This is a genomic window from Acetobacter sicerae, from assembly GCF_011516765.1.
In the GTDB taxonomy this organism is placed as follows: Bacteria; Pseudomonadota; Alphaproteobacteria; order Acetobacterales; family Acetobacteraceae; genus Acetobacter; species Acetobacter sicerae.
In genome coordinates this window covers 206333-230896 of sequence record NZ_JAAABN010000003.1, presented here as the reverse complement: position 1 = coordinate 230896, position 24564 = coordinate 206333, and the positions used below count along the sequence as shown (strand labels likewise).

Genomic DNA, 24564 nt, shown 5'->3' with positions numbered 1-24564 from the left:
TTCCCTATTTGGCGGAAAACTTCCTATCCTCTGAAAAGCCGGTCCCACACGACTGTTCGGGTCCGTTCTCACGTCAGACAGGAGAATGCGTGAATGACATCCAGCCGCACTCAATCCGCAGTCCGGGGCCGTATCGTCACCTTTCGGGACAATCCATTCAACGTCCCGCCGTCCGGGGCCCTGCTGGTGGAAGAGGACGGGCTGGTCATCATGGAAGGTGGCCTGATCACTCAGGTCGGCCCCTATACAACACTCCGTGACACGCTGGAGAAAGATACGACTGTTGTCTCTTACGGCGACGCCCTGATCTCGGCAGGCTTCATCGACACCCATGTGCATTACCCGCAGCTACCGGTCATCGCATCATGGGGGCGGCAGCTTCTGGAGTGGCTGGACCAGTATATCTTCCCTGCGGAAGCCGCGTTTTCGGATCCGGTGGTGGCACGGAACACCGCTCAACGGTTTCTCGGTGAACTGTTACGCGCCGGAACGACGACCGCCGCCGTTTACTGCACGGTTCATCCGCAGTCAGTGGACGCCTTCTTTATGGAGGCTGAACGGATCGGCGCACGCATGATCGCGGGCAAGGTGCTGATGGATCGCAACGCCCCCGACACCCTGCGGGACTCGGTGCAAACCGGCTACGATGATTCAGCGGCGCTTATCGGGCGCTGGCACGACAGGGGACGGCTGTCCTACGCCGTCACGCCGCGCTTCGCGATCACGAGCACTCCCGAACAGCTGGAGGCTGCCGGTCATCTGCTCCGCCAGCATGACGGGCTCTTCATGCAGACACATCTTTCCGAGAATCTGAATGAGATCGAGACCGTCGCCCGCCTGTTTCCGGAGCGCTCATCCTATCTCGATGTCTATGATCATGCCGGACTGGTCGGTCCCCGCAGCATCTTCGGTCATGGCGTCCATATTGGAGAAAAGGAGTTCTGTCGTTGCCATGAAAGCGCGGCAGGTCTGGCGCACTGCCCGACTTCCAATCTGTTTCTTGGCAGCGGTCTCTTCAAACTTTTCGAAGTACTGTCTCCAGAACGCCCGGTGCGCGTAGGGCTCGGCACCGATGTCGGCGCAGGCACCTCCCTCTCCCAGCTCCGGACACTGGGGGAAGCCTACAAGGTCGCGCAACTGACCGGAAATTCGCTGCATCCGGCGCAGGCTTTCTGGCTGGCGACCGCCGGCGGAGCCCGTTCCCTGCATCTGGACAACAGAATCGGCACGCTTGCGCCGGGCATGGAGGCAGATCTGTGCGTGCTCGATCCACATGCCTTTCCCCTGCTCGATTACAGGGCTTCCCGCTGTGAAAGCATCGAAGAGCTGCTTTTTACCCTGATGACCCTCGGCGATGAGCGTTGCATTTTAGCCACATGGGTGGGTGGGGCGTGCGTCCATACGCGCGAAAACGGCTCTTTATACGGCTAGAAACCGCAGAATTCCGCCAGTGCAACAAAACTGAAATACCTGTGTCATTCAAGCTTCACGCCGTTTTCCGTGAGCAGAGATTAACAGGGCGTCATCCCACGGCTCCGGATCAAGAGAGAGATGACCCTGTCCTCCCGTTTCCTACTTCTTTCGCTGACAGTACTGAGCGGAGCATCAGCCCTGTCAGTGTCCCCCGCACATGCTGCAACGTCTGACAGCGCAGAAGTTGCAGCGCTGCGTCGTGAAATGGCCGAAATGCGCCATGAGATGCTGAGCATGCGCTCCGAGCTGCGTCACCGGAACACGTTCCCGACCAACCATGACGGTCGGCCGGCTTCCGATCGCGGCGAAGCTCACTCATGGAAAAACGCTCACGCAGCGGCCGCCCATACGCCGAACGATTATAACGGCTCTCCGGAAGCCGGCATCGCGTTCAACCAGCCTGCGAAGATCAACTATCACGCCACAGGCGATGGTCGCCCGGCTTCCGATCGCGGCATCACCAGCTCGTGGGAAGATTTCAAGCGCGCTTCCGCCGACACGGAAGTCGTGCAGGTTGGCGGCATGAAGATCGGCTTCCCGAACGGCCGTCCGACCATCCAGTCCGAAGACGGCAAGTATGCCTTCTCGATCGGCCTCGCTTTCCATGAAGACTTCGGTGGCTTCATGGGCGTGAGCCCCAAGGCGGGCGAAGCCAAAGGCAAGTTCAACGGCTTCACGTCGAACGCACGTCGTCTGCGTATTCCGTTCACCTTCCGCTACAAGGACTGGGTCGCCAACGTCACGCCTGACTTCGGTGCAGGCAACAACGACGGCACCGTCGGTCTTTACGAAGCGAACCTGAACTACGCCGGCCTGCGCAACACCATCCTGACGGTCGGTTACTTCCAGCCGCGCGTGACCGAGGAAGACTCCGAAAGCACGAACGAATTCGAGCTCATGGAGCGTCCGGGCATCACCGACATCGTGCGTAACATCGCAGCCAGCGATGCGCGCTTCTCGATCGGCGGTCTGCACTACGAAAAGCGCTGGTGGATTGGCGCCTACTTCACGGGTCAGCAGTTCGGTGGACGTAACGCCAGCGGTTACTACGGTGGCGATGGCGCGGTCAGCGACAGCCAGACGGGCGGCACCTTCCGTGTCGCGGGTCGTCCTGTCGCAACCAAGGACTGGGATCTGCATCTCGGCATTTCCGCCATCTCGGCCTTCAAGCCGAACAATGGCACGCACGGCCGCTCCTTCACGCTCAGCCAGCGTCCTGAAGTCAACCTTGGCGAAGACAGCCTGCTCGGCACCGGCGCGATCACCAATGTGTCCCAGGTCTGGGCAGCCGGTCCTGAAGTTGGCCTTCGCTGGAAAAGCCTCGTCATCAAGAGTGAATATTATCACATCGGTGTAAACCGCTCGCACAACGCTTCAGGCCAGTCTCTCGGCAACCTGAACTTTGGCGGCTGGTATGTGGCCGCGAACTACATCCTGTTCGGCACACCGCGTGCCTACAACTACAAGGAAGGCGCTTTCGCCGCTCCGGGTGTGAAAGAGAACCAGGAATTCAACCCTGCCACCGGTCACTGGGGTGCGCTTGAAATCACCGGTCGTTACAGTGAAACGGATCTCAACAGCCAGCCCAACTCCGCCACAGGCATCCGTGGTGGCAACCAGATCGTCTGGTCGGGTGGTCTGAACTGGTATCCGAACCGCCACTTCCGCGTGATGCTGGACTACAACCACTTCATCGACCAGCGGACCAAGAACGACGGTCTCGTCAACATCGCAGGCCGCAACGGAAACTCCGTCGCCGCCCGTGTGCAGGCCGCTTTCTGATCTGCCACGACAAGGAGGAGCGGGACATACCCCGCTCCTTTTTTATCCGTGTGATGCGGTCCGATTCTCCAACCGTTCCGACCGTCTGATCACAAACAGAAAGGCAGGGAGTGAAAACTCCCTGCCTTTTGTATTTTCATAAACTGAAATTCAGAAGCGATCAGGCGACGGCGCGGGAACCATCCTGCTGCGCGGCAATTTCCCTGGACGCCATGGCGGCGGCTGCATTGCGCTGCTTCAACGCCTCACGAAGAATGCAGACAACGCCTTTGACACAGTTGCCGCACTGAGCCCGACATTTTCGAGCCGCATAGACTTCTACTGGTCGTGTCGCTCCGGCTTCCACCGCAGCGCTTACATCATGATCGGTCAGCCCGTTACAGGAGCAGATATACATCCACGTGCCTCATAGCCTTAACGCAAGGGCACGCTAGCAGAGGATGAGAACGCTTCGCAATAACGTTTCTGTCAATTAATTTGAAAAAGTGCTTTCAGGGCATGACACGCGTCTGGTCACACGCCGGATATCCGGGAAAGACCGCACATTCTTTTCCCCTTACAAATATTTCACCTTTCGTTTTCCATCCATCAGGCAGATATGTCACCCGAAACAGTTTTGAGGGAGGTGATGTGAGGGACGCTCCGCACATTCTACAGGTCATGGCGGCACGCGGTCACGGCGGCGCCGAACTGTATTCCACTGACGTCATGCTGGGTCTGCACAGGGCTGGCGTCCGACAGACCGTCGTTCTTCATCCCGACTGCCCACGCCTGAAAGAACTTGAGGACGCGGGTCTCACCATCGATACCGACACTCTGAAGCCGCCTTTTCCTCTGTGGAGAAAGTGGCGCATGACCCAGTTGATCCGCCGCCTTGAACCCTCCATCGTCCATTGCTGGATGCGCCGCGCCGCCGCGAGCATGCCCGCCAACGCCAGCCATCTTTCCGGCAACCGTCCCGTCATCGGGTGGTTCGGCAACTACCGCGACCTCAAACCCTACGCGCACTGCACGCATCTCGTGGGCTGCACGCCGGATATCGCGGAGCGGATGCGCGCCGATCCGGACTGGCATCCCGCCGACAAAGCCACGGCGACAGACCGCATCTTCTCTGCACCAACCTTTTCCTCGGTGACGCCTGCCCCCGCACTCCCGCGCTCGGAACTCGACACCCCGGAAGGCGCACGGATTCTGCTGACACTCTCACGCCTGCATTCGGCGAAAGGTCTGGAGACGCTGATCTCGGCCATGCAGCAACTGCCGGACTGTTACCTGTGGATGGCGGGTGAAGGCCCGCTGCGTGAAGCTCTGGAAGAGCAGGCGAAACAGGAAGGCGTGATCGACCGGATTCGCTTTGCAGGATGGCGGACAGACCGGGGCGCTCTTCTGGCGGCATGCGATATCTGCGTTCTTCCCTCACGCTACGAGCCTTTCGGCACCGTCATTCTGGATGCCTGGTCCACAAAAACACCTCTGGTCGCCTGCGCTGCCGCAGGTCCGCGTGCTTACATTCGCACCGGCGAAAACGGCATGCTGACGCCGATCGACGATCTCCAGGCGCTTGTCGACGCCATCCGGTCCGTACTGGGTGACAGCATCCTGAGAGAACGGATTGTCTCCGGGGGACTTGCCAATTACGAGCACGGCTTTACGCCGAAGGTCGTGATCGACCGCTGGCGGGCAATCTACGGCGCGTGTCTGGCGTCTGTCTGAACCCTTCGCGTTGTCTGCGGTTGGCGCTGGGATTGTTCAGAAGAAGAATATTCTGCGGACAGAACAACGAACCGGCAAAAGCCGGCCGTTACACTCAGCAATATTTATGAACGCAACGTCACAAAAACAGTCTTGAGTTATATCTTAAAACATATATATCGTAAGATATGTTTAAAGAGCATAAATCCAAACAGCGTTCCTCCCGCCATGCAGGAGGCGAACATTTTAAAGGCCGTCGCCAGTTCGGTGGCGGCTCCCGTCACGGTTTCGGCAGAGGCGATTTCCCTGCCGGACGCAAACTCAGTTCCGGCGAACTGCAACTGGTGCTTCTAGCGCTGCTGGAAACCCAGCCCGCGCACGGTTATGAGCTGATCCGTCTTCTTGAAGAAAAATCCGGTGGTTTTTACGCACCAAGCCCCGGCATGGTTTACCCTGCCCTCACCTACCTTGATGAGACCGGTCAGGTCACGGCGTCTCCGGAAGGCAACCGCAAACTTTATACGCTGACCGATGAAGGCAAGGCTTTTCTCGAAGCAAGCCGGGAACAGGCTGAGGGCATCCTCGAAACCCTGAAGCGGATCGGCAGCCGTATGGGCGAGGTGCGGGATGCCTTCTCGGGTGTCGACGATGCAGACCCGCGTGCTTCCGACGAATTTCACGAAGCCCGGCATGCTTTCAAACAGGCCATGATGCGTCAGCGCGGATGTGGTCCTGAAGAAAAGAAGCGTATCATCGCCATCCTCAAGCGCGCCACAGCCGAAATTCTCAACAAACCTGAATAATTCAGACTCTTTTCAATGGAGACGCGCATGAACTCATTGTCCCGGACGCCTCTGCGCGTCCGCCAGCCCGTGCGCCTGCGTATGGCGCGTGTCGCACGGGTCGAACAGCTCTCACCGCTGATGCGCCGCATCATTTTTACAGGCGATGACCTGCATGATTTCAGTTCGGCCGCAGCCGACGATCATGTCAAACTGTTCTTTCCCCTGCCTGGACAGGACGCTCCCGTCCTGCCGGATGTGGATACGGGCGGACGCCCCGCGCGCACCGCCTCACCATCCATAATCATGCGTGACTATACACCGCGTTTTTTCAAACCAGAGGCAAATGAACTTGCCATCGAGTTCGTCCTGCATGGTGACGGCCCTGCCACGACATGGGCGGCTCAGGCGAAACCCGGCCAGACACTCGGTATCGGCGGCCCGAAAGGTTCTTTCGTTGTTTCCGAAAATTACGCGCATTATCTGCTGATCGGTGATCAGACCGCACTCCCCGCCATCGCACGTCGACTGGAAGAAATGCCGGAAAGCACTCATGTCACGGCCATGATCGAGGTTGCGGACGAGCGAGAAGAGCGCCCGCTGGTGAGCAGGGCCGACGCCCGCATTGTCTGGTTACCCCGAAATGGTGTCGAAGCTGGAAAATCGACCGTTCTTCAGGAGGCTTTAAAAAGCTACTCCCCGCCGTCAGATGATCTGCATGTCTGGATCGGCGCCGAAATCGAAACTGCGCGACAGCTCCGCGCGCTGCTCATCGAAGAAAAAGGCATGACGCGAGACCACATTCGCGCTGCGGGGTACTGGCGACTTGGCGCGACGGACGGTGGAGGGCGTGTGGAAGACTGAAAAAGTTTTCGGGTATCGCCTTGTTTTACAAAAAGTCGATGCCTGAAAAGATTTTTCCGTTATCTGCACCTGACAGCAGATCTGACTCTACAGACCACGATCCCGTTTGATAACGTCCCATGCCGCGTTGATACGGGAAATCCTCACAACCGCCGCATCAATTTCAGACTGCGAGGCATTGCGCGCCGAGAGCGCATCCGGGTGATTGGCGCGCACCAGTGTCCGCCATGTGGCCCTGATTTCCTCATTGGAGGCATCTATGGAAACCCCCAGCACATCATAGGCGGCGTTCTCGGCCATGGCCGGACGGGAACGTCCACCTTCAGCCCGGCTCCAGGCCCCCGCGCTCAGACTAAACGCCTTATGCACATTTTTCAGGAACCTGATTTCAGCCGGATGCAGGGCTTCATCTTTCGCGCAATCCGCCCGTGCGACGAAAAAGAGCACACCGAGCAGATCCTCAAGCATGAGCTGATCATCACGGTAAGCCTGACCAAGCTCACGGGCGAATCGCTCGTAATCGTCCGTCCGCTGCCGGGCGAGATCGAACAGACGACCAACCTCCGGCGCGTTTTCAGGCGGAATTCTCAGGCGCGACTTGAAAGCATCGATTTCCTTGCGGTTCACCGGCGCATCGCATTTCGCAAGTTTGGCGCAGAGCAGAACGGTGCAGAGCGCGTAAAGCTGGTCTTTCTTGCCCGTTACCGCAGCAAGCTTGGCCGCGACAAAGGCCGCCGCACTGTTGGGATCAGGCGCCGCACGGGCCGCCCAGCGATCACTCCAGCCGCCCGTCGGCGGCTCCAGAAGAGACCCACGATCAGCCGCATGCCCAAGAGCCGCGCCCAGCACCGCTCCCATTCGTCCACCAACCGCAAACCCAGCCACGGTTCCGAACAGTTTGCCCCAGATAGCCATGCGGAGACTCTAGCCTTACTTCAGCGGGGACTAAAGCCCCCTTGTGGTCAGGCCAGCCAGCCCTCCGTGACAAAGCCCGGACTTCCGGCATTTTCCCGTCTTACGATGTCGTGTCCGAAGACCGGTCAATGGCCGAATGAGCAAGACCGACCAGATCATTTGCAAGGCCCGGCAGACCTGCCTGCCAGACAACGTCAGCCAGCTGAAGCAGGGAATGGGAGATCAGCATCGGACTGGCCTCGGGGCAATGCGGCAGGCGTAGAATGTTCCCTGACATGGATTTCTCATCTGAGGTCGTAGGGTTTGAAGCGTTTTTTCTCCGGGCACGTGACGCTAGAAGTGCCGGGGTTTCTGAAGGGTTAATCGGACAAGAAATTGGAGCGTTCTTCATTTTGGTAAACTGCGCATTCCTGATGAGGCAGAGAGCGCCGTCCCAGACAGATTTTACCATTCTTCCTTATGGAATGCGGTTTTTCTGCCAGTTTTCATAAATCGGGAGACGACGGCGTGACTCTATCCTGTCCCAAAGGCGAAACAGCATCTGATCTGGAGGCCTGCAACGCTGCAACACGTAATGCCGACGCCAGAGGCCGATTCGGATCACGCTTTCCGTCTATGGTTTCCACCAGTTTGCCAATTGTCTGACCTTGCTGCTGCGCCATTTCATCCAGCACAGCCCAGAATTCCGGCTCCAGCGCCACACTGGTGCCATGCCCCGAGAGAATGAGGCTGCGCTTGAGAAGATGGCGGGTCACGATCCCTGACTTTCCGACGTCAAAGACGAAAACGCACGCGCTGCCTGTCCCGCCAGCCGTTCCACCGCCCAGTCCGCTGCCTCCGCCACGACCGGATCAGGGTCATGCCGTAATCTCTCCGCTGCCGGGCGCATCGCACCATCCCCTGAATTGCCGATGGCGATGAGCACATTCCGCACAAAGCGGTTGCGTCCGATCCGCTTGATCGGCGAGCCTGAAAACAGGGCGCGGAAACCAGCATCATCAAGCGCCGCCAACTCCGACAGGCGGGGCGAGATCAGATCTTCCCGGGCCTTCAGCTTCATCACCTGCGATTCCTCGGCAAAGCGGTTCCATGGACAGGCGGACAGGCAGTCATCACAGCCATAGATATGGTTTCCCATCGCTTCCCTGAATTCGTGGGGAATGGGACCAGCATGTTCGATGGTGAGATAGGAAATGCAGCGTCGCGCGTCCAGCCGATAGGGCGCGGGGAAAGCGTTCGTCGGACAGACTTCCAGACAGCGGGAACAGCTCCCGCACTGCCCCGCCCGGTGAGGTGTCGGCGGCAGTTCGAGCGTTGTGTAGATTTCACCCAGCAGCAGCCAGCTTCCATGATCCCGCGAAACGAGGTTGGTATGCTTCCCCTGCCAGCCCAGCCCGGCCTGTTCGGCCAAAACCTTTTCCGGCACAGGCGCGGTATCGACAAAAACCTTCACCTCCGCCTCAAGCTCGGCCCGCCGGGTTTCCGCCACCAGATACTGCGCCAGATGCTTGAGCATCCCCTTGATGATGTCATGATAATCCCGGTTCCGGGCATAGACCGAAATATTGCCGCATGCCCTGTCAGCAAGCGTGGCCAGCGGATTTCCCTCCGGCGCATAGGACAGGCCGAGAGAAATCACGCTGCGGGCTTCCGGCCATAATCCGTTGGGATGCGCCCGGGATTCCACCCGCTCGGCCATCCACGTCATCGTGCCGTGGTGTCCCTGCGCAATCATGTCCCGCAGACGGTCTCCAGTCTCCGCACCGATATCCGCGTGACAGATTCCAAAGGCATGAAAACCCAGTTCCCGCGCCTTGACCTCCAGCCGGTCGACAAGCCTGTGCATCAATGTGGGAGAGGAGGAAGGCATCCCGGCTCGCTCTGTAATGGACTGGTTCTACATAATGAAAATAAAAGTTTTGGGCGTCGCCTTTTTTCAGAAAGACGATGTTCCTGAAGCTTTTGAAAAAGCTTCGCCGACAGCTTCTTCATGATTCATCAGGGACATTGCCGAACGTATCTTTGAAACAGAGCAATGGACCGCACTTCTGCTCCGTTTCCATACAGACGGGCCAACGGCCAACGCCAGCATCCGGAGACCACACGTCATCTGGATTCAGAGAGTTACTGTCACCCCGAAGCACCCCCTCTTGCAATCACAGCCCGGATATCGCACCCCATAGGCGCATTCTGCGCATCCGCCACGGAACCGAGCCCATACGCGCCAGCCAGTGGACCAGACCGGGGGATCCAACAGGACGCACTGACAGGATCAGGAGATATCCGGCTATGGATGAAACCACCGCCCCTTCCTCTGCCGACGCCCGGCATTACGAACCTCTGAAGCCGGAAGCGCAGCAGTGGTTTGAGTCGCTGCGCGACCGGATCTGCGCCGCTTTCGAGAGCATCGAAACGGAAGCCGCAGAGAAGAACGCCCCCACCCTGCCGGGACGTTCCACGGCCCCCGGACGGTTCGAACGCACCGCATGGACCCGCGAAGCTGGCGACGACGCCCACACTGAAGGTGGCGGCGTGATGAGCGTCATGCGCGGACGCGTGTTCGAGAAAGTCGGCGTCAATGTCTCGGTCGTCTCGGGCGAATTCAGCCCGGAGTTCCGCAAGTCGATCCCCGGCGCATCCGAAGACCCGCGTTTCTTCGCCACCGGCATCAGTCTGGTCGCCCATATGTGCAGCCCTGTTGTGCCGGCAGCCCATTTCAACACACGCATGATCGTCACGACACAGGGCTGGTTCGGCGGCGGTGGCGATATCACCCCGATGTTCCCCGAGAGCGAGGAAGCGCAGGACGACGCCGCCATTTTCCACGACAGCTTCCGGCAGGCCTGCGAAAAGCACGATCCCGAATATTATCCGCGCTTCAAGGCCTGGTGCGACAAATATTTCTACCTGCCGCACCGTCTGGAGCCACGCGGCTTGGGCGGCATTTTCTATGACCGCCTCCACAGCGGTGATCCGCTCATGGATTTCGCCTTTACAAAAGATGTGGGACTGGCCTTCCTTGAGTCCTTCCCCAACATCGTGCGGTCCCGCATGATGGAGCAATGGACGCCCGAACAGCGTGAGCAGCAGCTGATCCGACGCGGACGTTATGTGGAATTCAATCTGTTGCAGGACCGGGGCACGCTCTTTGGCCTGAAGACCGGCGGCCACACCGAGGCGATCCTCATGAGCATGCCTCCCGAGGTGAAATGGCCCTGACGCTCTATGGTCTGATCGCCACAGAACGGCCTTAACTTTATAGTGGTAATATTCCTGAAAATATTACCCGGACCATCTTTCAAGGAGATCTCCGAGTTTTGTCAGAAAAAGACCTGCCATCCGATACCCGTTTTTCACGAGGTCTTCCGCGGCGCTATAACCGGCGGACCCTCCTGAAGGCGGCGCTCGGCCTCACGGCAGGTTCTGGCGCAGGCTCTTTTCTGGCAGGACGCGCCTTCGCCCACCGCTCCGAAACCGACAGCCTGCTTCACGCTGCCTCAACCGCAATCCCGGCTCCGACAATCGGCACGCCGGATCTGATCGTCGCAGGCAGCCCGGGCACCGGTCCGGCCCGCTGGGCTCCCGTTCTTGCCCCGTCGCTTGAAACAACGCTGCCGACCGACGGCCCGTTGAATCTGCGTAACGTGGCGGGTCAGGATGGCGTCACAGGAGCCAATCTTTTCGATGCGCAGGCATCCGGTGAAAATGCCCTCCTCGTTCCCGGCACAGCCATCCTCGCCGCGCTGGCCGGCGATTCCCGTGTGCATTTCGATTACCAGCGCTGGCTGCCGGTCGCGCTTGTAACCGGCTCTCCGCTGGTCGTGGGACATGTCGATTTCCGCCGCTCCCTGCGGACGCTCCTCCAGAACAGACCCGTGCGCGTCGCGGTCACAACCCCTACCGGGGCAGAGCTGCCGACGCTTCTGGCCATGGCCATCCTCTCGATGCGCGCCATCCCTGTCAGCGGGCTGGCGACACGGGACACCTCCATTGAAGCGTTGCAAAGGGGCGAAGTGGATGTAGCGCAGCTCTCTCCCGGCAGCGCTACGCCGGAACTGCTCGACGCCCTGAAAACGAAGGGGTTTGTGCCGCTGTTTTCCCTGACGGCAGAGGCTGGCGGAAGCCTTCCCGACTTTGCGGGCCGGTTCACCAGCCTCCGGGGGCATGCGCCGGATCACCCGCTTTTCCCTGCCTATCAGGCTGCGGCTCACGCGGCGTCCATTGAAGCCGCACTGGTGCTCCCCATGCTCACACCTCCGGCAAGTGCTGCGCTCTGGCGGCATGCGGCTCATCTGACCGCGAGCCTGCCCGGCGTTGATGAGGTCGCCCGAAGCAGCCACACGCGCCTCACGACAGAGGCGGATGTGCTGCCCTTTTACGCCGCGCTGAGTCCGCCGCTTGCGAGCGTCCTCGCCTTTCGTCGATGGCTGTCGGCATCCTCCGTCTCCTGGCGCACCGGCTGAATAACCAGCTCCCGGGCTGTACGCCGGTCAGCCGTGCTGAAAACCATCCAGAAGACGTCCGATTTCTCCGATATCCGTTTCGGCCAGAACGCGCCGCGCAAGCAGACGACAGTCATTATAGCTGATATTGCGCACAATCTGCTTCACACGCGGCACCATGGAAGCCGACATGGAGAAGGACCGACACCCAAGCCCGATCAGAAGAGGGATCAACCGGGGATTTCCGGCGATTTCTCCACAGACCGACACGGGGCATCGCTCAAGGAAGGCGGCGGAAAGAACTTCGCCGATCATCCTCAGAACCGCCGGATGCAGCGGATTATAGAGCGCCAGCACTTCGGATGAAGCCCGGTCCGCCGCAAGGGTGTACATGGTCAGGTCGTTTGACCCGATTGCCAGAAAATCAGCGTATTGCGCCAGATGCCCCGCCGTCAGAGCGGCTGCCGGGGTTTCGACCATCACTCCCAGCGGTGGCAGGCTCTCACCGGTTTCAATGCCCTTGCGCTTCAGACGACGCGCAACCCGTTCGTAAATCTCACGGGCCGCGACAATTTCCGAAGCGACGGTGACCATCGGCAGCAGCACCCGCACCGGCCCCTTCGCCGCAGCACGCAGGATGGCCGCAAACTGCGTCTCCAGCAGATCGGGATGCTCCAGAAGAAGCCGGATGCCCCGCACACCCAGAGCCGGATTGATGGAGTCACGCCCGACAATCCCGGCGCGAATAAGCGCCTCACCCTGTTTTTCTCCGCCCCAGTCCAACACACGAATGGTCGTGGGGTCAGATCCCATGGTGGAGACGATGGCGGCGTAAATGTCGTACTGGGTCGCCTCGTCAGGAAGCGTCTCGGCGTTGATGAACAGAAATTCCGTCCGCAACAAGCCGATCCCGGCGGCGCCCGACTGCGCGATCAGAGGCAGCTCGGCCGGAAGTTCCAGATTGGCCTGCAGGCTGATCTTCTCGCCGCTGGCCATGCGCGACGACAGCCGCCGCATCCGCCCGAGTTCCTGCCGCTCCTGCGCATAGGCCGCGACCTGTCTGCGCGCCTGCCGCGTGGTGCGGGACGATGGACCGACCGTGATGCTGCCTGAGTAACCGTCCACGACCAGCGTGGCCCCATCCGTCACGTGATCGAGCAGTCCCTCGACCGCAAGCACGGCAGGCACGCCAAGAGCCCGCAACATGATGGCCGTATGTCCTGTCGAGCCGCCATCCTCGGTGACGACCGCCGCAACACGGGCCGGATCGATCAGCGCCGCGTCGGCCGGACGCAGCGTATGCGCCACCAGAATTGCGCCATTCGGCATATTGGACAGGGAGAGAAAGGATTCCCGCATGAGGTTGCGGATCACCCGGCGACCGATCTCACGAAACTCGCCAGCCCTGCGCTCCGCTGCCGCCGCATCCTCTCCGACAAGTTGCCTCTCGTCTCTGGACGCCAGCATCAGATCCGCCAGCTCAGCCGTCGCCTCATACACAGCGGCTTCGGCGGTCATGCCGTCATCCAGCCGACTGACAACGCTGTTCTGCAGACGGGAAGGCCCCAGCATACGCTGGTAGACCTCCAGCATCGGCCCGATCTCGACCTGCGTTTCTTCCGGAAGTCGGGCGATGCGATTCTGAAGTTTTTTCAGCTGGCCAATGGAACGCTCAACCGCCTCACTGAACCGGGCGTGTTCCTGCTCCCGTGTCAGACGGCTGACCCGGACCTCCGGTTCCAGCGAAGGGTCCTCTCCGACAACAAACGCCGGACCGATCGCGAAGCCTGCACCGATGGGTTCTCCATGCAGAAGATGTTCGCTGCCCGGCTCATCCATTCCACTTCTGGCGAGGTCTTCTCCGCGACCGGAACTGCGCTGAGCGTTCATTTCATCCCCATCAGAGCGTCATCCGGCCACACGAAAGCGTCTGACCGGATCAGGATATCCGTCAAATCATTACGCGACGCAGCATTCATGAACGACAGTCGAAGCCTGCTGCTCTAACCCGCCTCAGCGGCTGCTTCAGTATCTTCCCCAAACCCGCTGCCGACAAGAGCGCCCAGAGCCTCAAGCGCTTCCTTCGCCTGCACGCCTGTCGCCGACAGGGTGATGGTCGCGCCAACACCGGCCCCCAGCAGCATGAGGCCCATGATGGAACAGGCAGACACCACTTCACTGCCGTAAGTGACTGTCACTTCGGCCTTCCATTTCTCGGCTTCGGCAACAAACTTCGCCGAAGCGCGGGCATGCAACCCCTTGGCGTTCACGATCGTGACCGCCCGGGTCAGCGTCATTTCAGAAGTCTCCATCAGCCGACAGCGACCTTCCGTTCAGAGACCAGACTCACAGACGGCAGCGGTTCGGGGCAGGGTCTGTCAGAGAGCGACGGAAAGATATGGACCTGATCGCCCGCGGCTCCCTCGGAACAGCGACGCGCTCCGTCCAGGCATTGCAGGGGAAGGTGGGAAGCGCGGCTGATATATTTATGAGCGGCCCGTTCAGCCGCTGTCGCGCACTCTTCCAGCGTATGCAGATCGCGCATCTGGGCCAGCTTGACCAGCATCGGGAGATTGGCCCCGCCCAGCACTTCGATCCGTCCGGCTTCCATCATCGCGACGGCGAGGTTGGAGGGCGTACTGCCGAACATGTCGGTCACCAGCATCACCCCGTCGCCGTCATCCACACCGGCGACACAGGCTTCCAGCTCCAGACGACGCGCCACCAGATCATCATCCGGTCCGATGCTGACGGCCGCCAGTCTTTCCTGTGGCCCCACAACATGTTCCAGAGTTTCCCTCAAGGCTACACCAAGCGCGCCCTGAGTGACCAGTACAATGCCGATCATGCGTTTCCCCGCGCCATGGAATGTGACGCCGACGTTCTGTCGTCCGTATTCACGTTACTGTTGTCCACAACGGTGACATCCACCAGCCGTTCCGCCAGATCCGTCTGGATGTCGGCTTTATCATCGGCCGGTTTTCTGGCCCACCGCCAGGCCGCGGAATCCGAACCCGTGATCCCGAGCCGCGCAAGCTCCCGGTGAACCACAGCCACCGGCCCTTCCCCGCCCGGACTGTCGGAGATGTCCGCCAGCTTCCGGCCCAGCGCTTCCACCAGCGTGACGGAGCGGTGACGCCCGCCCGAGCAGCCGACGGCGATTGTCGCGTATTTCTTGCCTTCCTGCACGAAGCGCGGAATGACCAGACGCAGCATCCCGAGAATCTGGTTCAGAAACGGCTTATAGTCCGGATCAGCCTCGACATAGGCCGCCACCGGTCGGTCAAGGCCCGTCTGGGGAGCCAGCACGGGATCATAATGCGGATTTCTCAGAAAACGTGCGTCGAACACCATATCCGCTTCCCGAGGCAGGCCGGCCGGAAAGGCGAATGACATCAGCACAACCGTCAGTCCCTCATCCGGGCCGCTGTGCCATGTGCCATAGCGTGTTTCGATCAACCGACGCAGTTCCGGAGCCGAAAGGTCGGACGTATCAATGACCAGATCGGCGCCGGCCCGAAGCTTTCCGGTCAGATCCCTCTCCGAGTCGATCCCTTCCTTCACGCTGCCATGCGGCGCAAGAGGATGGCGGCGACGGGTCGCCGTGTAGCGACGCAGGAGCGTGGCTTCATCAGCCGCCGCATAGATCAGTTCTGCCCGAAGATGCGGGTTCATCCGCAGACGCGCCAAGGCTTCCAGCACGGTCGACGTGTCAAAATCCCTGGTCCGCGAATCCACACCGATCGCAATCGGACGGTTTCCCCGCGCCACGATCTCATCCAGCATGCCAAGAGGCGGATTATCGATCACTTCATGCCCAAGATCCTCCAGAATCCGGAGAATCGAGGATTTTCCTGCCCCCGACAGACCCGTGACCAGCAGGATCTGACGTAGAGGAACCTCATCGGCAGTCTGAGACGTCACCATTGAAATCCGACAAACACCCTATAATGGAGAACAAAACAGCGGAGAGCTGGCGTACCGCCTGACTTTTCGGGCAGCGCCCCCATTGGAAGACACCATCTGATACTCCGACCGGACCATGCCCGGAACGCGGTGCTCAACAGCACACCGATCATTGGCTCTGGTCAGACCATAACAGAAGCCGCCACCTCTCTGACACATTTTTGTCGCCCTCAGTTATCACTGACCAGCATGGCGCTCTGCGGCAGGAGAAAGGCTCGCCCCTCCAGACAGTCCAGCGCCACATCAATCCGCTCCGGCGCTGAAGCCATCATACCGTCCAGCGTAAGAACCGGCAGCCCGGTTTCCCCGTCAGTCAGCCCTTCCTCTGGCAGCCGGGAGAACGCCTCTCCCGGCCGGATCAGCCTGACCGCCAGATGGGGGACGACCTCCGGCACGAAGGCGCGGCGCACGATCCCCCACCCACGGACCTCGACAAGGCCTCGCAACGCCGCCGGCGCCCTGACAAGGCCGTCCTCCATCTCGATCCGGTCATCAGCCACCAGATCATAGCCGCGAGCCAGCAGGCGCAGCAGCAGATCGGACTTGCCCGCCCCCGACGCGCCGAAGATCAGCACGCCCTGTCCGCGCCGCGCGACACATCCGCCGTGAAATCGCCTTACGCGATCATCGGCTGTCATGACGCTTGCATTCTGAAATCATTACGCTCCAATAGCGTTTCTCCAGAGAAACATCTTTCTTTGCCGTTCTTTTCAGATTATGACAATTTTATGTCGCCGACCCATGTCGTGCGTCTGTGTCACACAGACGGGACCCGGCCATAAAGGACAACCCAAATGGAAGCAGCAACAGCCCTCATGCGGACCCGATATGATCGACCAGAGAATGCTCCCGTAGACTCACTGTTGCGCCTCGATACTGTTCAGCCAAGCTATGAGCATTCCCACGAAGGCATGCGTGTGCGCCGTCTGCGCGGATTCGACTCCCGGACGGGAGATTTTCCGTCCCGTATCGGCGACCAGTGCCGACTGGCCTTCTCGGCTGGAGACGCCGCTCTCGCGACACGCGGCGCATCGCTTCAGGACGTGGTGCGCGTCGTCTATCTCGTCAAGGACGCCAGCAAGCTCTCCTCATGCGGCAGTTTCGCCAGCAATGCTCTGGGCGACAACCGCCCTGCAACCACCGTGCTCGTAGTTGAGAAATTCGATCGGCCCGAAATCGAAATCGAGCTGGAGCTGATCGCCCGCATTCCGGAAAACGTCCTCGCAAGCTGATCACCAGAGCCGATAATCAGATACGATATATTAACGCTCCATTCCCTTTGGACCCGTCCCTCTGTATGAGGAAGACACAGGGCTTGAGCCTCACCGGCGATGGGACGCGCCAGCACTAGCAGCCGGGTGACAGCGGAAAGCCTCCTTTCCGTTTCCGAGGCCAGACCGCTCAGTGTCCTTTTCTCCCGACAATCCCCACGCTTCTCCTCCGGGAAATGAACAGACGCACCCGTCTCAGGGCAGCCTACAGGATGAGCTGACGCGACTTCGCCTCCGGGCCACCGCTTTCGAGCGATCGGAAGCCACGGTCGAAGCACTGCAACGTCAGATACAGGCTTACGAGAACAGCACGTTCTGGCGGCTCACCGGCCCCGCCCGCAAAGCCCTTGAACACTCCCCCCGCCTGAAGAATCTGCTGCTCGGGTCAGTCCGCTCCTGCCGGGGACTTGCGAGCGGTCGCCTCCCTGACCGCCTGCGGCATTCCCGACGGACGCAGACAACGGCGTCTTTCCACACAGAAGAGCCTCCAGCGAAGACCTCTCATGACCGTGGAAAAGACGTTTCCCACCGCGCAGAAGACCACCTTCCTCTTCGCTTTCCCCGTCATGCTTTCCCCGTTCTGAGTATCGTCATTCCGGGCTACGGGCAGGCGCCCGTCACATTGCGATGTCTGCGCTCCATCATGCGCCATCCGCCATCCTGCCCATATGAAGTGATCGTCGCGGAAGATGCGTCAGGCGACCCGGCTGTCAGCGCCCTGCGCGCCATCGAAGGGCTGGTGCTGATCGAACGCAGCGAAAATCTGGGCTTTCTGAAGAACTGCAACGAAGCGGCAAAAGCAGCGTCCGGCACATGGCTTCACCTGCTCAATAACGACACGGAAGCGCTGCCCGGCACGTTCGACGCCCTGCTATCCCGCCTGCAAACCGACGACAGCATCGGTCTGACCGGCTCGAAACTGCTCTATCCGGACGGGCGGTTGCAGGAAGCGGGCGGCATCATCTGGAACGATGGATCTGGCTGGAACTTCGGCCGCAACGATGCGCACCCTGACCGGGCAGCCTACAGCTATCCGCGCGACGTGGATTACATTTCCGGCGCGTCGATCATGCTGCGCCGCGACCTGTTCGCCACCCTCGGCGGCTTCGATGAAGCCTTTGCTCCTGCCTATTACGAGGACACGGACCTCGCCTTCCGCATCCGTGCGTCCGGGCTGCGCGTGGTGTTCGAACCGGCTTCGGCGGTCATCCATCACGAAGGCATCTCGCACGGAACGGACGAGACCAGCGGCGTGAAAGCGTATCAGGCCCGTAACCGGCAGCTGATGCTGGAACGCTGGCGCGACGTTCTGGAAGCGGAACACTTCCCGCCAGCAACGCACTTTCTGCGGGCCGCATCGCATGCCCGGGACCGCAAGACCATTCTCATCATCGACCATTATGTGCCGGAGCCCGACCGTGATGCAGGCTCCCGCACGACCATGGACGTGATCCGCGCCCTGATCGATGCCGGATGGCTGGTGAAATTCTGGCCGGAGAACCGCCAGCGTAACCACTACTCTCCCGCGCTTGAACGGCTGGGCGTGGAGATCGTGGACGAGACCTGTCCCTCCGACTTCGCGACGTGGATCTCGGAAAACGGCCCTGATCTTGACCATGTCATGATCATGCGTCCCACCATCGCCCGCGCCTTCCTGCCGGATGTGGTGCTCAACACCGATGCGCGCCGTTCCTATTATGGCCACGATATTCACTTGCTGCGACTGGAACGCGAGGCAGAAGTGACAGGCAACAGGCAGACCCGTGAAGATGCGCTCACCATGCGGCGGCTTGAGACATGGCTATGGCCGCAATTCCATGCAGTGCTGTATCTGTCGCAATACGAAGCTGATCTCGTCCGCGAACTCGCACCGAATGCACAGCCACACGCCATCGCGCCGTTCTGCTTTACCCCGGACCGGACGGTGCGCTCCATTACGCTGGGCAAAACCATCCTGTTCGTGGGTGGGTTCGGTCATCCACCCAATGTCGATGCCGCCCTCTGGCTGGTGCGGGAGATCATGCCGCTGGTGCGTCGGCACGTGCCGGACGTGCGCCTGATCCTCGCCGGATCGAAACCCGCCGCTGAAGTCCGTGCGCTGGCCGGCCCGGATGTCACCGTCACAGGCTTTGTGTCAGATGAGGAACTGGCCCGGCTCTATACGACCTCCCGCGTGGCCGCCGTGCCACTACGTTTCGGCGCTGGCGTGAAACACAAGGTTCTGGAAGCGCTGCATCAGGGGCTGCCACTTGTCACCACGCCGGTCGGTGCGGAAGGGATTGCCGGATTGGGAGATGTGGCGGCCGTAGCGGAAACGGCTGCTCTGTTTGCAGATGCGTTGCTGATGCTTCTGGAAGACGATGCGCTGTGGCGGAAGCGCTCGGATGCGGGGAAAAAGCTGATTGCTGATGGGTATTCGCCGGAACGGTTTGGTATGGTTCTTCTGGAGGCTTTGGAAGAATAAATTTCGCAGAATGATTTTAGAAACTCTGTGAAAAAGACGTGTAATCGCGCAAACAGGTGTGTGTTCGGCTCACCGGCTCAACTGAAACAGGATCAGTTTTGGACCATGCCCATGTAGGCCAAGCTCTTGAGAAAACTCTTCTTGCCTGAATAGATGCTGTCAAATCTTAAAGAGATTATATCATGGAAAATAAAATTATATACACTCACAAAAACACCTGACTTTACTTTATCGGAAAGTAACGAAACAAAAATTTCATCTTTCCATCAACGCATCTTTCAAAAACAACCAAGCACCTAATAGAGCAATTCAATACCAAAAATTATATAAAATACCAATGTAAAACAATAAAAATTCAAATTTCATGTACAAATTTAGACGATAGCGACATTTACACAAGAATTGATTTCATCTTCTGCTGCAATCACACAGAGGAACAATTCCCATACCAACAAAAAAACACGGAAACTCTCGGAAATTTAAATAAAATTATTGTAATTACACAGATAAATTTACAAAAAACAGCATGACCTTGGTGAAGTGAAAAACAGCAAATCGTGCTAGCATACAGGCGATGAGTATTTTCAAGACTGATATCTGGCGCGTCGGCGTCGTGCAGGCCGGATTTTCCGATATCTGCGCGACAGGTTCTCTCGACCCGTTCACCATTCGCTGGTTACCCAATCCGGGCCGATACCGCTTTCTGGCGGACCCGTTCGGGATATGGCGGGACGACAGGCTGCATGTCTTTGTCGAACATTATGACTATCGCACCCGCAAGGGCGAGATCCATCTCCTGATCCTGAACCGGGCATTGGAAATCATCCAACAGGGAAAGGTTCTTTCCGAACCCTGGCACCTGTCCTATCCTTTCATTTTTGAGGCGGACGGCGAAACATGGATGCTTCCCGAAGCCTGCCGCTCAGGGAGGCTCACTCTCTATCGGGCGCGCCGTTTCCCATGGGAGTGGGAAACCGTTCCGGAATTTCGTTTTCCTCACGCCGCAATCGACGCCTCTCCGATCTTTGCTGAAGGCGTATGGTGGATGTTCTATGCTCCCTCCTCTCCGCATGCGGATCGGATGGCGGCTCTCCGGCTAGCACGGGCAAACACACTGTTCGGCACATGGGAGGATGTTTCCACCCAGCCTTTAAGGCGAGGACTGGGAAGCAGCCGGATGGGCGGCACACCCCGGATCGTGGACGGGCGACTCACTCTTCCCATGCAGGACTGTACCGAGACCTATGGTGGTGCGATCCGCCTTCTGACGACTGAAACATCCCCAAATGAATCCATGAGGTTTCAGGAAAGTTTTCGGATCACCGCGCCCCACGGCGCATACCCCTTCACGGCTGGCCTGCACACACTCTCGGCTGCTGGTGACGTCACGCTTATTGATGCCAAGCGCATCCTGCGTAATGTGCCAGCGCGTGCCGGCATCGATCTCCGTCACCATATCGAAAAATGGTGGAAGCAGAGGAGTGCGCGTTGAAGATCGCCTATATCATCAATTCGGTGGAAGGCGGTGGAGCAGCCCTGCCGGTGCCAGCCGTGACCCGGGTCATGCGCGAGCGGGGTCATCATGTCGAAATCTTCGCACTCAGTCGCCGGGATGGACGCGCCATCGCCTCAATGGAGCAGGATGGGCTGCACGTGCATGTGCGGGATGGCGCTCCGGGCGACCATCTGGCCGCCTTCCTCTGGCTGATGCGCCAGATGCAGGCATTTTCGCCAACCGTGATCTGGACCTCCCTGACCCGCGCGACCCTGATGGGGCAACTCATCGGAACCTGTCGGCGCTGCCCGGTGGTGAGCTGGCAACATTCAGCCCGCCTCAAACCGGCCAACGCCAGAATGCTGCGCTTTCTGCGGTCCCGCACCTCTCTCTGGATCGCCGACTCCTGCTGTGTGGAGAAAATGACCCGGGAGACGCTGGGAATTCCATCCACGCAACTCGCCTGTTGGCCCATTTTCCGGGCAGATGCTGACGTCCCTCTGGCGACGCCCTGGCAACAGGACGAACCTGTGCGTATCGGTTCGCTCGGACGCCTGCATCCGGTCAAGGGTTATGATATTCTCTGTCAGGCTCTGACACTCCTGCGCCAGCGGGGTGATCTTCCCCCCTTTGAAGTGCTGATCGCCGGAGAAGGTGAAGAACGCAACCGTCTGGAAGACCTGATCACACGGGGTAACCTGCCGGTCCGTCTGGTAGGCTATGTTGAGCACCCCAAAAACTTTCTGGCGACCCTGCACGCCTATGTGCAGCCTTCCTTCTGGGAAGGGCTGTGTCTGGCTGCGCATGAAGCGATGCTGGCTGGTCTGCCTGTCACTGCTTCTGCAGTGGGAGAACTTCCCTTTACCATCACTGGAGAAATGGGAAGCATAGTACCACCTCGCGACCCACAGGCTCTGGCGGATGCACTTGAAAGACTGCTCCGGTCACCGGACAGGCTGTCAGCATGGGGACAGGCGGGACGTCAGCGCGTGCTCGAACGGTTCAGCGCAGCACGCTTCGACGCCACCGGACACGATATAATAGAACGTGTGGAGCGGATTGCTCAGGCGTAACGTCTAAGATAATCCACCATGGCGTCGGCTGCAGCCGGAGCAGTCGGCTGGTTGTCGGGCAGTTCGAATGTTTCGGAAAAATAGGCCGTCTGCCTGTCTCTGAACTGCGGATGGATCAGAAACGCACTGTCCAGTGCGTCGGCCAGACGGTCAGGATTATCCAGCACTTCGCCCAACTGCCAGAAGCTGTAATTACTGTCGTTTTCCCATTGTGCGTTATGAGCGTTGAGGAAGACACAGGGACGCGGACGGATCATGAATTCGGCCACCTGACTGCTGACATCTCCCAGATAGAGATCCGCCGCCATGGTGTACGTCATGTCTACGCTGCGCGTACTGCCCGGATCAATCAGCAGGTTTTCACAGCCGGAAAAACGCTGTTGCAACGCTTCTCCCGCCTCCCTGTTCCGATCGAACAGACGGATATGCGGGGCGAAAATCAGATTATAGCGATCCTGCCGTGCGAAAAAACCAAGAATCCTGTCGCCGAATTTCTCCCATGAGGACAGTCGGGAAGAGAAATGCGGATTATAGAGCACGACAGGTCGGGTGTTGTTGAAAAGCGGACATGCTGCGTGATTCATACGCTGGACGATGTCGAATTTCGCATAGGTGCCGCGATGATAACGACCGGGCGTGATGGCGCCCTGCTGAAGAAGACGTTTTTCGATCTTCTTTCCTGAAAGAACGATAAAATCGAACAGGCGCGTATCTTTTGCAAAACCGACGGCTCTGTCGCCAGCACCGTGGCGGGTCCATGCCAGACGTGGTTTCCGAACACCCATGCGCTTGAGGTAGAGAGAAGTACGTTCAGGCACGACAATGCCGCTGAACTGTGAAAAGTAGGAACGGTTCATGGCAAGAACAGCGATTTTTTCGAGTGGTCCCGGCCCCTTTTCCTCTATCCTGCGTCGCAGACGGTGAGGCATCCGCAGCAGTTCGTACGAAACCTTGCTCTCCGGATAAAAGGAGGCAAGCGTGCGGGCGTATTGCAAATGACTTTCCGTCATGCAGGCCACCTGCACTTCGACATCCGGGCTACGGGCGGCCATTTCCATCCCTATGGGAAGGGAATGCAGCGTCTGATGCGGCTGGGCTATGAAGGGCAACACAACCTTCAGCATGGCTCACTGTTTCCGTAGGGGTTGAATATGTGCCCGTCTTTTGTGGCAATGCGCTCCAGCCAACAATAGTATTCCACGTCATTTTTTTGAATGTTTTATTTCAGTGTCACAGTGTTTCACTTTCATTATATTTTCATTGCACTGCGCTGACCTGAGATAAATGGTGTATCAGGTCCGTATCAAGAACAGGCCTCCGCGCTCTCTATGGAAGGAGAGACAACCGACGGAATGACGCAGGAGCAACGGTGCCGATGATGAATGATACGGGCCTGTTTCAGAATCTTGCCCATCTGTCTGACGTGCATCTTCCTCCGATGGGAGCCCTGTCACCGAAGGCTTTTCTCGGCAAGCGTGCTCTGAGCGTGCTGTCGTGGAAACGACGCCGTTCCAGGCTGCACGCCCTCCGGACAGCGCAGGCCGTGATGGACGATATCGCCGCGTTCGCACCGGACGCCATTGCCGACACCGGTGATCTTACAAACTTTGGCCTTGCGCAGGAGTTTTCACAGGCGGCAGACTGGCTGGAGCGGATGCCGGCTCCTACCGTCGTGGTGCCGGGCAATCATGACGCCATGACGTCGGGCGCCAGAAAGCAGGCGCTTGCCGCATGGAACAGGTGGACCGCGCCGCGCGTCGAGGATTTTCCTTTTGTGCGTCGGATTGGAAATATAGCGCTTATCGGTGTGTGCAGCGCCGTCGCCAGTCCGCCCCTCATGGCCTACGGGCATGTGGACAGCGACCAGGCGGCACGCCTGCGCAAAATTCTCGAAGTCACCCGTGACGCCTGCCGGATCGTGCTGATCCATCATCCCGTGACGCCGGGTCTGGTGCCATGGCGAAAATCGCTTCTGGGATGGCGGCACGTAGCCAACGCGCTGAAAGAAGCGGGAGCGGAGCTCGTGCTGCATGGCCATTCCCATTGCGCCACGATCCGCTTCATTCCCGACACATCCATCCCACTCATCGCCACACCGTCCGCATCCCTGATGTCGGACGAACCGGACAGGGCCGCAGGCTGGAATGCTTTCCGGGTTGTCACCGAGGCCAATTACTGGCGCATCGAAATGACCCGCAGACGGATGACCGAAACCGGCGAATTCATCAGTTCCGGTCAGATTACCTGGCTGCGCCCCCGTGTTCCTGCGCAGAACGCTCCCGCGGTCCCGGATGTTTTCGACACCCCTTCAATGCCGGTCTATCAGCATGCCGTAGGCGCATGAC

General features: G+C 59.3%; 23 protein-coding genes. 12 read left to right on the top strand and 11 right to left on the bottom strand.

The window, feature by feature from the left end:
* The first annotated feature begins 93 nt into the window (after positions 1-93).
* A complete protein-coding gene (guaD, locus tag GVI59_RS05205; protein ID WP_173573235.1) occupies positions 94-1431 on the top strand; it encodes a guanine deaminase in 1338 nt (445 codons plus the stop codon).
* A gap of 120 nt (positions 1432-1551) precedes the next feature.
* Positions 1552-3255, top strand: a complete 1704-nt coding sequence (locus GVI59_RS05200) for an OprO/OprP family phosphate-selective porin (RefSeq protein WP_173573234.1) — start codon at positions 1552-1554, stop codon at positions 3253-3255.
* 160 nt (positions 3256-3415) lie between these two features.
* Here GVI59_RS05200 and GVI59_RS05195 read toward each other — a convergent pair whose 3' ends face one another.
* Positions 3416-3652 carry a (2Fe-2S)-binding protein gene (locus GVI59_RS05195; protein WP_173573233.1) on the bottom strand — a complete coding sequence of 79 codons (237 nt, stop codon included), beginning with the start codon at positions 3650-3652 and terminating at the stop codon, positions 3416-3418.
* A gap of 233 nt (positions 3653-3885) precedes the next feature.
* Here GVI59_RS05195 and GVI59_RS05190 point away from each other — a divergent pair, with 233 nt between their 5' ends.
* The 3 genes from GVI59_RS05190 (at position 3886) to GVI59_RS05180 (ending at position 6593) form a co-directional block, all read left to right on the top strand.
* Entirely contained in the window at positions 3886-4968 is a 1083-nt protein-coding gene (locus GVI59_RS05190; protein WP_338422067.1) for a glycosyltransferase, read from the top strand.
* Between the two features lie 167 nt (positions 4969-5135).
* Complete coding sequence (locus GVI59_RS05185) at positions 5136-5750, top strand: PadR family transcriptional regulator (protein ID WP_173573232.1); 615 nt, start codon at positions 5136-5138, stop codon at positions 5748-5750.
* 27 nt (positions 5751-5777) lie between these two features.
* Positions 5778-6593, top strand: a complete 816-nt coding sequence (locus GVI59_RS05180; protein ID WP_242012954.1) for a siderophore-interacting protein — start codon at positions 5778-5780, stop codon at positions 6591-6593.
* Between the two features lie 87 nt (positions 6594-6680).
* Here the strand turns inward: GVI59_RS05180 and GVI59_RS05175 are convergent, their stop codons facing one another.
* From GVI59_RS05175 to queG, 4 genes are all read right to left on the bottom strand, one after another.
* Positions 6681-7508 carry a TerB family tellurite resistance protein gene (locus GVI59_RS05175; protein WP_173573230.1) on the bottom strand — a complete coding sequence of 276 codons (828 nt, stop codon included), beginning with the start codon at positions 7506-7508 and terminating at the stop codon, positions 6681-6683.
* Positions 7509-7608: 100 nt separating this feature from the next.
* Positions 7609-7785: a hypothetical protein gene (locus tag GVI59_RS05170; protein WP_173573229.1), complete on the bottom strand. Its 177-nt coding sequence runs from the start codon at positions 7783-7785 to the stop codon at positions 7609-7611.
* A 208-nt stretch (positions 7786-7993) separates the two neighbouring features.
* Positions 7994-8263 carry a ribbon-helix-helix domain-containing protein gene (locus GVI59_RS05165; protein ID WP_173573228.1) on the bottom strand — a complete coding sequence of 90 codons (270 nt, stop codon included), beginning with the start codon at positions 8261-8263 and terminating at the stop codon, positions 7994-7996.
* Positions 8260-9378 (bottom strand): tRNA epoxyqueuosine(34) reductase QueG, encoded by a 1119-nt coding sequence (queG, locus tag GVI59_RS05160; protein ID WP_173573227.1) that lies wholly within the window; start codon positions 9376-9378, stop codon positions 8260-8262. The genes GVI59_RS05165 and queG overlap by 4 nt, the downstream gene beginning before the upstream one ends.
* A gap of 419 nt (positions 9379-9797) precedes the next feature.
* Here queG and hemF point away from each other — a divergent pair, with 419 nt between their 5' ends.
* Both hemF and GVI59_RS05150 read left to right on the top strand, forming a co-directional pair.
* Positions 9798-10727 carry an oxygen-dependent coproporphyrinogen oxidase gene (hemF, locus tag GVI59_RS05155; protein WP_173573226.1) on the top strand — a complete coding sequence of 310 codons (930 nt, stop codon included), beginning with the start codon at positions 9798-9800 and terminating at the stop codon, positions 10725-10727.
* Positions 10728-10825: 98 nt separating this feature from the next.
* Complete coding sequence (locus GVI59_RS05150; RefSeq protein ID WP_173573225.1) at positions 10826-11971, top strand: hypothetical protein; 1146 nt, start codon at positions 10826-10828, stop codon at positions 11969-11971.
* Between the two features lie 27 nt (positions 11972-11998).
* Here the strand turns inward: GVI59_RS05150 and ptsP are convergent, their stop codons facing one another.
* The 5 genes from ptsP to GVI59_RS05125 form a co-directional block, all read right to left on the bottom strand.
* Positions 11999-13840: a phosphoenolpyruvate--protein phosphotransferase gene (gene ptsP, locus GVI59_RS05145; RefSeq protein WP_173573224.1), complete on the bottom strand. Its 1842-nt coding sequence runs from the start codon at positions 13838-13840 to the stop codon at positions 11999-12001.
* 113 nt (positions 13841-13953) lie between these two features.
* The gene (locus GVI59_RS05140) at positions 13954-14262 is read right to left on the bottom strand and encodes an HPr family phosphocarrier protein (protein WP_173573223.1); all 309 of its coding nucleotides are present in this window, start codon (positions 14260-14262) and stop codon (positions 13954-13956) included.
* Complete coding sequence (locus tag GVI59_RS05135) at positions 14262-14798, bottom strand: PTS sugar transporter subunit IIA (RefSeq protein ID WP_173573222.1); 537 nt, start codon at positions 14796-14798, stop codon at positions 14262-14264. The genes GVI59_RS05140 and GVI59_RS05135 overlap by 1 nt, the downstream gene beginning before the upstream one ends.
* A complete protein-coding gene (gene rapZ / locus GVI59_RS05130; RefSeq protein WP_173573221.1) occupies positions 14795-15877 on the bottom strand; it encodes an RNase adapter RapZ in 1083 nt (360 codons plus the stop codon). The genes GVI59_RS05135 and rapZ overlap by 4 nt, the downstream gene beginning before the upstream one ends.
* Positions 15878-16086: 209 nt before the next feature.
* On the bottom strand, positions 16087-16554 hold the full coding sequence (locus tag GVI59_RS05125) for an HPr kinase/phosphorylase (protein ID WP_173573220.1): 468 nt from the start codon (positions 16552-16554) through the stop codon (positions 16087-16089).
* Between the two features lie 156 nt (positions 16555-16710).
* Here GVI59_RS05125 and GVI59_RS05120 point away from each other — a divergent pair, with 156 nt between their 5' ends.
* From GVI59_RS05120 to GVI59_RS05105, 4 genes are all read left to right on the top strand, one after another.
* Positions 16711-17148, top strand: coding sequence for a Rid family hydrolase (locus GVI59_RS05120; RefSeq protein ID WP_173573219.1), 438 nt, complete (start codon positions 16711-16713; stop codon positions 17146-17148).
* 172 nt (positions 17149-17320) lie between these two features.
* Positions 17321-19651, top strand: a complete 2331-nt coding sequence (locus GVI59_RS05115) for a glycosyltransferase (RefSeq protein WP_173573218.1) — start codon at positions 17321-17323, stop codon at positions 19649-19651.
* A 574-nt stretch (positions 19652-20225) separates the two neighbouring features.
* A complete protein-coding gene (locus tag GVI59_RS05110; RefSeq protein WP_173573217.1) occupies positions 20226-21143 on the top strand; it encodes a glucosamine inositolphosphorylceramide transferase family protein in 918 nt (305 codons plus the stop codon).
* Positions 21140-22219, top strand: coding sequence for a glycosyltransferase (locus GVI59_RS05105; protein ID WP_408736603.1), 1080 nt, complete (start codon positions 21140-21142; stop codon positions 22217-22219). Before GVI59_RS05110 ends, GVI59_RS05105 begins: the two co-directional genes overlap by 4 nt.
* Here GVI59_RS05105 and GVI59_RS05100 read toward each other — a convergent pair.
* The gene (locus tag GVI59_RS05100) at positions 22210-23343 is read right to left on the bottom strand and encodes a sensor domain-containing protein (protein WP_173573215.1); all 1134 of its coding nucleotides are present in this window, start codon (positions 23341-23343) and stop codon (positions 22210-22212) included. The two genes, GVI59_RS05105 and GVI59_RS05100, sit on opposite strands and share 10 nt — an antisense overlap.
* A 251-nt stretch (positions 23344-23594) precedes the next feature.
* Between GVI59_RS05100 and GVI59_RS05095 the strand changes: the two genes are divergently transcribed.
* Positions 23595-24563 carry a metallophosphoesterase family protein gene (locus tag GVI59_RS05095; RefSeq protein ID WP_242012953.1) on the top strand — a complete coding sequence of 323 codons (969 nt, stop codon included), beginning with the start codon at positions 23595-23597 and terminating at the stop codon, positions 24561-24563.
* Position 24564: the final 1 nt, after the last annotated feature.